10 protein-coding genes are annotated in these 13,951 nt (G+C 40.7%); 6 read left to right on the top strand and 4 right to left on the bottom strand.

Features of this window, described 5'->3' with window-relative positions:
• Nucleotides 1–35 precede the first annotated feature (35 nt).
• Nucleotides 36–2,057, top strand: coding sequence for a methyl-accepting chemotaxis protein (locus tag H5182_RS09305; protein WP_182759923.1), 2,022 nt, complete (start codon nucleotides 36–38; stop codon nucleotides 2,055–2,057).
• A gap of 84 nt (nucleotides 2,058–2,141) precedes the next feature.
• Here H5182_RS09305 and H5182_RS09310 read toward each other — a convergent pair whose 3' ends face one another.
• Nucleotides 2,142–4,775: an EAL domain-containing protein gene (locus H5182_RS09310; RefSeq protein WP_182759924.1), complete on the bottom strand. Its 2,634-nt coding sequence runs from the start codon at nucleotides 4,773–4,775 to the stop codon at nucleotides 2,142–2,144.
• Nucleotides 4,776–4,941: 166 nt separating this feature from the next.
• Here H5182_RS09310 and ubiD point away from each other — a divergent pair, with 166 nt between their 5' ends.
• From ubiD to H5182_RS09335, 5 genes are all read left to right on the top strand, one after another.
• Nucleotides 4,942–6,408, top strand: coding sequence for a 4-hydroxy-3-polyprenylbenzoate decarboxylase (ubiD, locus tag H5182_RS09315; RefSeq protein ID WP_182759925.1), 1,467 nt, complete (start codon nucleotides 4,942–4,944; stop codon nucleotides 6,406–6,408).
• A gap of 86 nt (nucleotides 6,409–6,494) precedes the next feature.
• A complete protein-coding gene (gene fre, locus H5182_RS09320; protein ID WP_145239924.1) occupies nucleotides 6,495–7,208 on the top strand; it encodes an NAD(P)H-flavin reductase in 714 nt (237 codons plus the stop codon).
• Between the two features lie 102 nt (nucleotides 7,209–7,310).
• Complete coding sequence (locus H5182_RS09325) at nucleotides 7,311–7,634, top strand: hypothetical protein (RefSeq protein ID WP_257325242.1); 324 nt, start codon at nucleotides 7,311–7,313, stop codon at nucleotides 7,632–7,634.
• A gap of 29 nt (nucleotides 7,635–7,663) precedes the next feature.
• Nucleotides 7,664–8,377: a YafY family protein gene (locus H5182_RS09330; RefSeq protein WP_182759926.1), complete on the top strand. Its 714-nt coding sequence runs from the start codon at nucleotides 7,664–7,666 to the stop codon at nucleotides 8,375–8,377.
• Nucleotides 8,378–8,485: 108 nt separating this feature from the next.
• On the top strand, nucleotides 8,486–8,893 hold the full coding sequence (locus tag H5182_RS09335) for a CBS domain-containing protein (protein ID WP_182735752.1): 408 nt from the start codon (nucleotides 8,486–8,488) through the stop codon (nucleotides 8,891–8,893).
• Nucleotides 8,894–8,964: 71 nt separating this feature from the next.
• Here H5182_RS09335 and H5182_RS09340 read toward each other — a convergent pair whose 3' ends face one another.
• The 3 genes from H5182_RS09340 to H5182_RS09350 all read right to left on the bottom strand — a co-directional run bounded on the left by H5182_RS09340 (nucleotide 8,965) and on the right by H5182_RS09350 (nucleotide 13,935).
• Complete coding sequence (locus tag H5182_RS09340; protein ID WP_182759927.1) at nucleotides 8,965–9,975, bottom strand: energy transducer TonB; 1,011 nt, start codon at nucleotides 9,973–9,975, stop codon at nucleotides 8,965–8,967.
• A gap of 133 nt (nucleotides 9,976–10,108) precedes the next feature.
• Nucleotides 10,109–11,116 carry an adenosine deaminase gene (gene add / locus H5182_RS09345; RefSeq protein WP_182735754.1) on the bottom strand — a complete coding sequence of 336 codons (1,008 nt, stop codon included), beginning with the start codon at nucleotides 11,114–11,116 and terminating at the stop codon, nucleotides 10,109–10,111.
• A 125-nt stretch (nucleotides 11,117–11,241) separates the two neighbouring features.
• On the bottom strand, nucleotides 11,242–13,935 hold the full coding sequence (locus H5182_RS09350) for a CHASE domain-containing protein (RefSeq protein WP_182735755.1): 2,694 nt from the start codon (nucleotides 13,933–13,935) through the stop codon (nucleotides 11,242–11,244).
• Between the last annotated feature and the right edge of the window lie 16 nt (nucleotides 13,936–13,951).

Raw genomic sequence — 13,951 nt, forward strand, 5'->3', positions numbered from 1 at the left:
ACACTCATAAATAATTAAGTATTTACGGGTTCACTATGCGCGCTATTGCTATTAAAACGAAACTAATTTTTGCCTTTGCCACAATTGGTTTTTTAATGCTCGCCAGCAGTAGTTTTTTTTACTGGTCATTAGGACAAATTAATCACGCCACTTCGGATATAGAAACTTTAGCTGTACCTGTACAACAGCAAAGTCATGCCTTGCGGTTATCGCTGTTATCAATCACCAAATTTAATGCTGTTGCATACAGCCAAACAAGTAAAGCCAGTTTGCAACAGCAGCAACAGAGCACTCATGAAGAACAAACTTTATTTAAAACCAAGCTAGAAGAATTAAGCTCTCAGCTGCACGACCAACCACAAATGCTGCAATTACTATCACAAATAACACAACGTTATCAAAAATTTACTGACACTAGCGCAACAATGTTTAACACCAAACAACAAGGCCTAACAGCAGCAACTCAGGTTACCTTATTAGCAAATGATTACGCTAATAATCTCGCTGATTTAAGTAATGGCTTACTTGATTTAGAACTAATCGAAGTAACACCGGCGCAACAGTCGTTATTAGCCGCTATTGTTGGTACCGCGACCCGCATTGACGACTTGCTATTCACTTTAGGCAATAATGTTAAGAGCATCAACCACATTAGCTCCCTACAAACACTCACAGAGCACCAACAAGATACCGCTTTTTTATTAGACAATATCCAATCTAATTTTACATACCTACAACAGCAAGCGAGTGAGTTAAAAAATCAAACAAATTTCAGCAACCTAAAAGACCTTCTCAGCTTAATTAATCAACAGTTGGCAACACTGTACCAGCAACAAAGTACTCTTTTGACCAGTAAAGTTGCGACCGAGCAAGCCTTTGCTGTATTCCAGCAACAGTTTCAACTTACCGAGCAGCTCATTATTGAGTTAAATCATTTAGCCGATAAACGCTTTGATACCTTGCAGGCAGATGCTCAGTCGGTGATCACTACCGGTTCGCGACTCGCGATTATTATAAGTTTAGTGCTTATTTCATTTGCAGCCTTGATCTGCTTTTTAACCACCAAAGCAATGTTAAAACCACTAAATGCTGTAAATAAAGCACTATCACGTATCGCTTCTGGGGATTTATCGAAACGTACAAAGCCCCATAATGATGATGAATTTGGTGTACTTTTAAACAATATCAATCAATTAAGCGATGATCTAAGTACATTACTAAGTGCGATAAGTGATAACGCCCACACCTTAGATCAATCAGCAATTCAAACCAGTGCACAAGGCCAACATATGACCGAAGCAGCACAGCAGCAATTAGATCGTATTGCAGAGGCCGACTCGGTGGCGCATAGCATGCATAGTAATTCCCAAGCGGTCTGTGAACGAGCGGATAACACCTCTAATGAAGTTGCTAACGCTTCGCAGTTTGCCCATGATGTAAACCAGATTGCTGATCGTAACAGCCAGCGTATCGCAGCGTTGCTTACTCGACTTGATCAAGCAGTACAAAGTACTAATGAGCTAACCCAGCACACACAATTAATTGGCGCGATCGTGGATACAATTAGTAGTATTGCTGAGCAAACTAATTTGCTTGCGCTCAATGCTGCAATTGAAGCTGCCCGTGCAGGAGAAAATGGCCGAGGCTTTGCTGTTGTGGCAGATGAAGTACGCTCTTTAGCTGCACGAACGCAAAACTCGACTAGCGAAATACATACAATGATCCAAACACTGCAACATCAGGCCAACACTGCTCATCATGAAATTAACGATGGGCAACAACAAGCAAAAGAATGTGTAGCAAATAGTAGTGAATTAAACCAAGCCGTGGATAAAATACAAAGTACCTTAGTGACAATTAACCAAATGAGTATGCAAATTGCCAGTTCATCACATCACCAGCTTGATAACAGCAATGAAATAAAACAGATTATGGCGCAGGTAACGGTTCAAGCACAAACGAATGCCGAACATGCAAAGTCTCTCGCCAACCAAAGTGAAGACGTTAACCAACTCGCTCACTCATTAACCAGCGCGGTAGAAAGGTTTAAGTTCTAACTCTGAATATAAAATCCATCTGCAGCTATTGTGATAATGATAAATACACGCCACAGAAATAACGTTGCAGTGGCGTGTAGCAGCTTATTTATTATTTTGCTCCGCGATAAACTCCCTAATGTATTTATCAAATAGTGCCGCTGGCAGTGGTTTGCTGTATAAAAAACCTTGAATATAATCACAATTTAGAGCATTTAAAAAAGCCAGCTGTGCAAAGGTTTCAACTCCTTCGGCAACAACTTTGAGCTGTAGATTACTAGCCATTGAAATTATTGCACTGACCATCGCACAATCTTCAAGCTCATCGGGTAAGTCTTTTATAAACTCCCGATCTATTTTTAACTTACTCAGCGGAAAACGCTTTAAATAGCTCAACGACGAGTAACCGGTGCCAAAGTCATCAATTGCTAAACCCACGCCGGTTGCCCGTAATGCTTGCAACTGCTGCAAAATATTTGAGCTATTATCAGCAAGTAGCGTTTCTGTAATTTCAAGGGTTAAACACTGAGCTGATAACTGCGTTTCCTGTAGAACACTTTTAACTAACGCTTCAATATCTTGGCGAATAAATTGCACGCTAGACATATTTACCGTAACAAAAAACTGATCACCGAAACTGCTACACCATTTAGCAGCTTCGCGGCATGCTTCTCTGAGTACCCACTCACCAATTGGAATGATTAATCCTAACTCTTCACATACAGGAATGAATTGTGCCGGCGACACATCGCCAAGCTCCGCACTATGCCATCGCAATAAAGCTTCACAACCGACCGTTTTTTTATCGTGGCTAATAATTGGCTGAAAATAAACGGTAAACTCGTTATTACTAAGCGCTTTATGAAGAGCATTTTCGAGCCTACTGCGAGCAGTCGCTTGTTCATGCAAGCCACTGGTAAAGAACTCAAAGCAGTTTCGCCCTTGTGCTTTAGCTTTGTACATGGCGCTATCAGCATTACGTAATAATATTTTGCGATCGACTCCATCGTCGGGGAAAATAGTGATCCCCATACTGCCGGATACAAATACATCTTGCTCACCAATTTTAAATGAAGAACTAAGCGCCAGCAGAGTTTTTGTAGCTAGTCGCTCAATATCTGCTAACGTATTGATCCCTGGCAGTAATAGCGCAAACTCATCGCCACCTAAACGGGCAACTACATCAGAGCTGCGCATACATGCTTTAAGCCTTTTGGCAGCCTCAAGTAATAGTAAATCACCACTATTATGCCCTAGGGTATCGTTAACGCTTTTAAACCGATCTAAATCAATAAAACAAATTGCCAAACGCTTATTATCAGCTGTCGCACGGATCATTTCTTGATCTAGCTTGCTATTATAATGATAGCGATTTGCCAAACCCGTTAAGGTATCAAAATTAGTTTGTAGCCACATTTCCTGTTCATTTTCTTTGCGTAAAGAAATGTCGTTAAATAAGGCAACATAAACTTCAATGTCTTTTTCCTCGTCAAATACTACCGAAATATTGACCCAGCTCGGATAAATACTACCATCTTTGCGGCGGTTCCATATTTCACCTTCCCAATGCCCTACCTCATTTAAACGTCGATATAACACTTTAAAAAACGATGGTTTATGATGGCCCGAATTTAATATTGCAGGTGTTTTACCAAGCACATCTTGTTCTTGATAACCGGTGATCTGTGTGAAGGCTTTATTTACAGCTTGAATTTCATTATCACGATTAGAAACCAAAATACCTTCATTAGTTGTCGAAAATACCGTGCTCGCGAGTCGTTGCTGCTGGCGTGCTTTTAATTTTAAAGTGATATCACGAATTAAGTGTATTTCACCAATTTTGCTATTTTTTTCGTCGATAACTGCGGTTACTCGTGCCTCTCCCCAAAATACCTCTTTGGCTCCGTGAAATTGACACTCACTATCAACTCCAACAACTCCTTTCGGGCACTCAGTAAATGAGTAAATATTTTTATCCTTCAGTGGCTCGCCTGCCGTTAACTTTTGCACAGCCGCAGTATTAGCTGTAATGACCCTATGCTCGGCATCCGTGTAAACGAGCAGATCATCAATACTATTGAAAATCGCTTTTAGCGTCGCACTGTCTTTTTGCGCCGATTTTTTAGCTCGGCGTAATCGCAAAACTAACCAAGTTAAAGTCGCTAGCAGTATTATCAGTACAGAAATAGATATTAGCGCTAACAGCAATTGATCGGTGCGTTTTTGTTCTATTTCATTAGTTTGAATGGCAACCAATTGTTCAAGATTTTCTTGATAATGCCAAAGCGCTTTTTCAAGGTTACGTTGAGATGAAATATCATGTATGACAGAAAATAAAAAATCTTTATTTTCAATTGTAAATGGGGCTGAATAAACGCTAACGGTACGTGTTTCACCGCTCGCTAATCGGTGTTTGAAAACAAAATAGTTTTGCCCTTTAGTCAGAGCCGCTTGGCGCTCCTGTGCAACTTGTTGCTCAGTAAATATATTAATTTGCTGGATACGCATTGTTTGCAATTGCGCAATACTGTAACCATAAAATGCAGCCGCTGCTTTATTAGCAAATTTAATTTCACCCGTTTGCGGTTCTACCACTAACATCACGGCACTGTGCTCATTAAAAAGCGGCATATTGATCACGGAATTTAATGATTGCTTAGCACTTACTTGATCTACATAGGTAATTACACAGCAAATAATAACAGCCTTGATAAATGTTTTTACGATAAGCCCACCCATTAATCAAAAACTCATTTCAAACATTTGTCCTAAACTATAGCTTACTCACCTTATAATGTAACAAAAATGATCGTTTAAATGTGCTCTAAAAACACCTCATTAATTCGCTTAACGTCTTTATTTAAGTATAATGCCAACAGTCTTTTAAGCTTTAAAGCGGCCCACAATGAAATACAAAGATCTACGTGATTTTATCGATTTATTAGAAAAAAAAGGTGAACTGAAGCGTATTCACCAAGAAGTTGATCCTTATCTTGAAATGACCGAAATTGCCGACCGCACACTACGTGCTAAGGGACCCGCTTTATTGTTTGAAAACCCTAAAGGTTATGATATCCCCGTGCTAGCTAACTTATTTGGTACACCAGAGCGTGTTGCCATGGGAATGGGTAAAGAACACGTTAGCGAACTGCGAGAAGTCGGTAAGTTGCTGGCATTTTTAAAAGAGCCAGAGCCACCAAAAGGCATTAGAGAAGCATTTAGCCAAATTCCAGTGTTTAAGCAAGTATTAAATATGCCTGCCAAAGAAGTTAAAAAAGCGCCTTGTCAGCAAGTTATTCTAGAAGGCGATGATGTTGATTTAACTAAGCTGCCAATTCAACACTGCTGGCCTGGTGATGTGGCTCCATTAATCACTTGGGGTTTAACCGTCACCAAAGGGCCTTTCAAAAAACGCCAAAACTTAGGTATTTACCGCCAACAATTACTCGGTAAAAATAAAATCATTATGCGCTGGTTATCACACCGTGGCGGTGCTCTCGATTTTCAAGAATGGTGTAAAGAAAACCCAGGCCAACCTTATCCGGTATCGGTAGCATTGGGTGCTGATCCGGCGACAATCCTAGGTGCCGTCACGCCAGTGCCAGATACCTTGAGTGAATACGCCTTTGCCGGCTTGCTACGTGGTAGCAAAACAGAAGTAGTTAAGTCGATATCCAATGATTTACAAGTTCCAGCCAGTGCTGAAATAGTTCTTGAAGGCTATATAATGCCGGGCGAAATGGCACCTGAAGGCCCTTATGGCGATCACACGGGTTATTACAATGAGGTTGATAACTTCCCTGTTATGACCGTGACCCACATGACACATCGTAAAGATCCTATTTATCACAGCACTTTTACTGGTCGTCCACCAGATGAGCCGGCAATTTTAGGGGTCGCACTCAATGAAGTCTTCGTGCCTATTTTGCAAAAGCAATTTCCTGAGATAGTCGATTTTTATCTACCGCCAGAAGGCTGTTCATATCGTATGGCGATAGTGACAATGAAAAAACAATATCCAGGTCATGCCAAGCGCGTGATGATGGGGGTATGGTCGTTCTTGCGTCAGTTTATGTACACAAAGTTTGTCATTGTCTGTGATGATGACGTTAACGCACGTGATTGGAATGACGTGATCTGGGCGATTACTACACGTATGGATCCCGCCCGCGACACGACTCTAATTGAAAACACACCGATTGATTATCTAGACTTTGCATCACCGGTTTCAGGTCTTGGTTCAAAAGTGGGTATGGATGCCACTAATAAATGGCCCGGCGAAACCACTCGTGAGTGGGGCGAACCCATTGTGATGGATCAAGCGACTAAAGATCGCGTCGATGAAATCTGGCAAAGCTTAGATATTCTTTAACAGCTCTTTTAGAGGCTATAAACTCACTATGCGGATATGTTATTATTGTTCAAATAAAGTGCGTATCCGCTAATTTAAGGTAAAACATGCAAACATTACACGCTGAAGTTGTCGCTATCAGCCCACTCACTGAATTTGTTCACAAAGTAATTTTAAAACCTGTTGAAAGCGTCACCTTTGAAGCTGGCCAATATTTGCAAGTAGTACTTGGCGAAAAAGACAAGCGCGCGTTTTCAATTGCCAGCCGCCCTTCACAGTCTGATGAGCTAGAACTCCATATTGGCGCATCTGCAGTTGATTCATATGCAATGCAAACTTTAGAGCATCTTCGCCAAGCCCATGCTGAGAAAACTCAGGTGTTGATTGAAGCTGGCTTAGGCATTTCACAGTTGCGTCTCCAATGCGAACGTCCAATTATTTTACTCGCTGGCGGCACTGGGTTTTCATACGCAAAATCTATGGCTGATCATTTAAGTGAAATCGGTTGTGAGCGTCCGGTATTGTTCTATTGGGGTGTGCGTGAAGAGTCAGCCTTATATGCGCATACTGAAATGCAAACATGGGCCGATAGCCGTGAAAACTTTACCTTTATACCAGTAGTGGAAAACCCAACAGCTAGCTGGACAGGCCACACAGGCTACGTACATAAAGCGGTGATGAACGATATCGTATCGCTTGCCCCATATGATATTTACATGGCAGGGCGTTTTGACATGATAGGTATTGTGCGCGATGATTTCCTAGCACATGGTGCAATTCGCGAAAACATGTTCGCCGATGCATTTGCATTTATAAAATAGTATAACCAGAGTAACCAGCTTAATTTTTATCCGTAAGCTGGTTACTGACACTCCCTGACAGCCCGCTATGATTTACTTAGCTCTTCTTAAACAAGGAGAACTATGATGACCACAAATTTAATCGAAGTTGTAAATTTCAAACTAAAGACTGATACAAACTTAGCGCAGTTCCACATCGCTAATAATGATTTTCAGCGTTATATTGATAACCAATCAGGCGTACTTTACCGCTCCCTTGCTAAACAAGCCGATACCCAGCAATATAGTAGTATAATTTATTTTGCTACGGTTGCTGATGCCCAAAAACTGCGTGATACATTTTTTGATAATGCTATTTGCCAACAGTACACTTCTCTCATTGCAAAAGAATCGATAAAGCAGGATCGTTTTGAAGTGCTTAGCCAAACAGCTTGCCAACAAAGCTAACACTGTATTTTTGAAAACAAGGATAACCAATGCACAAATCAGAGCGGCTATTTCAATTAGTAAACATACTTAAGAGTCGCCGCTTTGCGATCACTGCAAACGAACTTGCCAATAAATTACAGGTATCTCAGCGAACAATTTATCGCGATATTCAGCACTTACAGAGCTCGGGCGTGCCCGTTGAAGGTGAGGCAGGCACTGGCTATTTAATTACCGATTACGATCTACCACCGATGATGTTTACTCTTGAGGAGCTACAAGCACTGTTGTTAGGTAGTAAAATGGTGAGCGCTTGGACTGATCCACAGTTAGCGGCGAATGCTCAAACTGCAATGACTAAAATTAATGCAGTGTTGCCTAACAAGTTAAAGCAACGCGTTGCAGAGCTGCCGTATTTAGTCTCTGCATTTCATCACGATAAAAGCCACCAAACGACCACTTTAATACTTCGTAAAGCCATCACTAATAAAACCTGCATTGAATTTCATTATCTGGATGTAAACCAACGACCAACTCAGCGTATTGTCGACCCTTTAGGACTGGTATATTGGGGAGCAAAGTGGACTCTTATCGCTTATTGTCAGTTGCGCAGTGACTACCGAGAGTTTCGCTTAGATCGTATTCAAAGCATTATTCCACTCGCCAAGGCATTTGATACTAATTCACAAAAAAGCTTAGCGCATTATATGGAGTTAGTGAAAGCCAAATACCAAACTCACTCTGATGGTCTGGCTCATAATTAAATTTAGCTGTGATTGTTGTTACCTATCAGCGCAATCAACATAAACAATTTCACAAACGGCCAATCCTTAACCATACTTTGTATAACTCATTAATTGGGAGAGACCCAAATGTTAAACACCAAAGTAAAAGATTTTATGCAGCGCAAGTTACCGCATATAACCCCTGAAACCGAGATGACCACAGCAATTGCAGAACTACAAAAATTCAAACTACTGGGAGCGCCAGTGTTTGATGATAATAAATGTTTAGTGGGCTTTATTTCTGAGCAAGAACTGCTAAAACCGTTAATGCAAAATAGTTATTTTTGTGACGGTGTGGTTAAGGTTTCACAACTGATGCAAACCGAGGTTGTAACCGTCAACGGCGACACCAACATAATGGAACTTGCAGAGCAAATGAAAACCGGTAAGCCGAAAAACTACCCTGTTGTAGAAGGCACTACGGTCATAGGCATGATAGGCCGTAGTGATATTCTTAAAGCCATGTTTGATAACTACCTAAGCTGCCAGCAATAATGTGTTTTTCAAGCAATGCCTGACGCTAAGCGAACAAGGCATTGCCATTTGTTTAATGTGCGTTAATTAAGCTAGGGGTGCTCCGTAATATTTATAACCGCCGCATCTTTGGCTTTTATTAATACTGCGCAGTTTTTATCTGGTGGTGCTAACGTCACTTTAACAACGTCACTCAACGTCAAATCGTTTACTCTATTTGCGCATCTTAGCGCTATTTCACTAATCTGCTCAGCATTCATTGAAATTGTAAAATTGAGTTTTAGAGGCTGATATACCCAACTTTGCCCTTTAAGCATTGTTTGTTGTAACTTAAACTCTTTATCACTTGATAGACTCTCATTTATAGGCTGCTGTAAAAAATCCATGCTTTGTTCGCTAATTTCAACATTCTCTAATTGAGTCATTGCCTTAATAGCTTGCCCAGCATTAAAAAACTGATTTTTATATAAGTGCCAACTATATAAATTTTGTAGTGTTTTAGAGGCAAGTGATGGTGGTAAGTCTGTATGAAGATAGCCTGCTCTTTCGATACTTTGACCGTAGTTATCCCACTCTTTTTGCGCGTAATAATAGCGACCTTGAATCCAATAAAGTAAAGCCTGCTCTTGTAAGTTTTTGGCATTATCTGATGACATATCGGTCAATAATTTTTCGACTTCAGCGAACCGCTGCTGAGAAAGCAGCTCACTTGCTTGCTCGTAACGAGTATAAAAACCGGGCGTAACAGCGTATCTACCAATACCAATCCCTTCCTTAGTCAAGCGAAGTAACAGCGTTTGCCCAGACGCAATACTGCCTTGCCCATCTGTTGCTGGCGAAAACTCGAGCTTTTCAAAGTATTTTTTTGTACGTGCAGTAAAATATTCTTTATCAGAAATATCGATAATATCAATATCACTCACTTTACCATCGATATCAATTACATAACTTACGTAAGCCCAGCCTTCTAAACGAGTGGCGCTTTGAGTTTTATTTAGCGTATTGTGATTATTAATAAGTTTCGCAGGTATGAATGATTCAGCCTTTACAAAATAACTATTTGCTAAAATCGAAAGAGTAAAAAATATCGTGAAAAATTTCATAGTCAGGTCCTTTAAGGGAATTACATCCTTACTTTATTTAGAAGCGCCATTCTTCTAGTGCAATAAATGTTTTTCTTTCCTGTTGATATTGCAAAAATGCGCTAGATAGCGCATTTCAATCATAAAACTTAAATTAATAAGTAGACGAGGCTTTTAGATCTCGTAAGGCTTGTTTTTCTGCATCGCTTAAATATGCAATCTCAAGCGCATTAACTTGCGCCTTTTCCATATCAACCTGAGTCAGTCCTGCAGCAGGTCCTGCAACCATGTATTCATGTTCAATTTCGATGCCTTCCACTGCGGGATCATCGGTATTAATACACGCTAAAATACCATGATCTAAGAAGCGCTTCAGTGGATGCACATCTAAACTGGCTACTGTGCTGGTTTGCACGTTACTAGTTAGGCACGATTCAATACCTATGCGTTTATCACGTAGGTAGTCCATTAGCTTGGCATCTTCAATAGCTTTGACACCATGGCCAATACGCTCAGCACCTAGCTCATTGATTGCTTGCCAAATACTGGCAGCTCCCAGAGCTTCACCGGCGTGAATCGTTGCGCTAAGGTAAGCATCACGTACTTGCTTAAAGTGATCGACAAATAACTCGCCCGGAAAGCCAATTTCATCACCAGCTAAGTCCACTGCAACTAAATCATTTTTAAACGCGAGTAAGGCATCTAACTCTTGCTGGCAAACTTTAGTGCCATAAGTACGTGATAATATACCAATCAGATTAGCTTTAACCGTGCTACTTTGAGTCGCACTTTTAATACCATCAACTACAGCTTCAACCACACCTTGTGGATGTAAGCCTTGGCTTTGTGCCATGTAGTAAGGGCTAAAACGCAGCTCTACATAATCAAGACCTTGTGCTTGCGCATCTTCAATATTTTCGATGGCAATACGCCGACACGCATCGTAATCACCCAATACCGTGACGCCCCAGTCAAGCTTTTGTAAAAAGGCCATTAAGTTAGGCTCAGGATCGATAACTTGCACATGCGGTATTAAGTCTGCAACATTATCAGCAGGCAGCTTAATATTGAACTGACGACCTAAATCAAGAATAGTTTGCGCGCGGACATTGCCATCTAAATGGCGATGGATATCTAGCAAAGGGAGTTTTTTATTGATCATAATTAGCACTCAGTTCAGTTAATTTGCGCGGATCATACGCACTTAAATCGGTAATTCAAGTTTAGATGATTTTGTTTGTATTATTGAGGTCATTTGTCAGCCCCGCTCGATAAAAGTACTAAAAATTAATCAGTACTCTGTTGTAGGTAATGCCATATGGTTTTAAATAGCTTTTCGGCATCGATTGGTTTTGTTAAATAGCCATCCATACCAGCTGCGAGAGCTTTTTTAACATCATCATCATGAGCATTTGCTGACAGAGCAATAATAGGAAGCTGATGTATAAATAGCTCATCACGAATCACTTTAGTGGCTTGCAAACCATCCATATTAGGCATTTGAATATCCATAAGCACTAAATCATAACGGGTTTCAGAGACCTTCTCAATGGCTTCAAAACCGTCACTGGCAACATCAGCAATACACCCTTTGGTTTTTAATATAGCGGTAGCAACATGTTGGTTTAGCGGATTATCTTCCACCAATAGGATCTTAAATTCAGCAAGCGATAAAGTACTCGTGTCAATCTCAGCAAAGAGAGGCTCTAATTGCTCGGCTTTAGTGAGAGGCGAGATACGTGGTAAGGTAAAAGTGAAAGTTGAACCTTGTCCTTCCTCACTTACTAAACTAATATTTCCTCCCATCAATTCAACCAACTTTTTGCAAATACTTAACCCCAAACCTGTACCGCCGAACTGTCGCGAGGTAGAGCTATCGGCTTGTGCAAATGGTTGAAAAAGTTGCTGTTGAGCTACTTGGCTAATACCAATACCAGTATCACTGACACTAAAGTAAGTGACGTCTTGCTGCTGCCATACTTTGAGTGTGATTGTGCCTGTAGCGGTAAACTTAATCGCATTATTTAATAAATTTAGCAAGACCTGCTTTAAACGTATTGGGTCGCTATCTAGCTGTAGATCTGCGCTGTTATCTAGTTCTAATATTAATTTCAGCGACTTAATATCAACGTCGAATTGCACCAAATTAACTAATTCATCAATAAGCTGATTTAGCTCGATAGGCTCTTGTATTAAATCGAGTTTGCCAGCTTCCATTTTAGAGAAATCGAGTACATCATTTAATACTCGCAGCAACACACTCAGCGCACCATCAGCTTGTTCAATATAATGGCGGGCTTGTTGCCAATCTTGCTGCTGCAACGCTAAATAATGCAGACCTTTAATGCCATTGATCGGAGTACGTACTTCGTGACTCATATTCGCTAAAAACTGACTTTTGATTTGACTTGCTTCATCTGCTTTTTGTTTTTCTTGACGCAACACTCGTGTTTGTTGAGCAACTTGCTCGCGCACCTGAATATTGGTGCCGGTCACTGAGATTAAAAAAGTGATCAGTAACCAAACAAATAACATCCCTAATATTTGTGCAAACCAGTACATTATCCATGACGTTTGTGTTGTTGGCTCAAATAGCTGAACTTGCCAAACTCGCTGCCCAATAACTAACTGGTATTCACTCAGCAGTTTGCTATCGGTGCGAGATGCACGGTAGATTAGTTGCCGCTGCTGCGCATCAGTCACATCGTAGAAGTGCATACTTACTTGACTACGATGATTAAACTGCAAAGTATCAGCCAAGCGCGCTAAGTTAATAACGCCAACCACAAAGCCCCTAAAATCACCTTGAATATCTAAGTCACCAAAAACCGGAAAGAAAAACAATACCCCAGTATCATCATTGTTGCTTTGTACAAGCTTCATCGGTTCGCTAATAATCAACTCATTCAATGCTTTTGACATCATCATCACATTACGGATTTGCGCATTTGAGGCTAAATCAAAACCTACTACCTCTTCATTACCCAACATCGGATGTACATACTGTACAGGGTAATAACTGTCCCGTTTCGTCACACTCTGCCATTGTTGCTCGGGTGATTGCTCTTTTATATAAAATTCATTAAAGCCTTCTAGACGAATTTGTTGTTGGTATTGAGCAACCGTTGATAACGGTACATTTGGCACCCATTCTAGGGCAAGTACTTCATTGCTATAATCAAGTTGAGTTGTAGTAAAACGCTTAAATTCAGCGTAACTGACTTCATCACTACTGGCAAAAAAAGTAGAAAGCAGAGCTAAATGCGCCGATACCTCATCTAATTTATGATTTATTTCCAACCGCACTTCAGCTACTTTTGCTTCTTGCTTTTGAATATCTTTGTCTTTTTTCACACTTGCCGCAGCATAAAAGCTAATACTTATAACGACATAAATAAGGATTGAAGGTAAAATTACTTGTAAGCGATGACGCATCTGCTCGTAATTAAAAGCCGCCAATATTAACGGTGTAAAAATTAACACCCCAATACTGTCGCCAATCCACCACGCCACAAAGTTATCAAAAGCGGTATGTACCGGTATTATATTATTGGACACCAATAAGCTAGTGCCTATCGCTGCAGCAATCACACAGCAAGCAGGCCCTGCAATGATCAAGCTTTGTACACTGTGTTTTAAAGAGGATAAGTCTAGCGGAGCTTTAATTATTTTAACGATGCAATAGCAGCCTACCCAGGCCTGCAAAACGGCTGCAAAAGAGACAGCTAAAGCTTGTAAGAAAACCTGCCAATGCAGAATATCAGCAACACGATCGAGATGAATCATATTGGTGAGTAAAGCACCGAGCAAAACCCCAACTAAGGCGCGTCGCCCGCACAATAAAAACCCTGCAAGGGCAATGCCTGATGGTGGCCACGAAGCCACTGCATAACCATCAATAGCGAGCAGCGAATTACTGAAAAACCCAGTAATAAAATAAGCAAAAGTTAAACCAAACGTCAGAGTAAATATATTTTGCAATGCTCTGGCGCTCCTA

This window comes from Pseudoalteromonas sp. SG44-17, from assembly GCF_014164235.1.
Classification (GTDB): Bacteria; Pseudomonadota; Gammaproteobacteria; order Enterobacterales; family Alteromonadaceae; genus Pseudoalteromonas; species Pseudoalteromonas rhizosphaerae.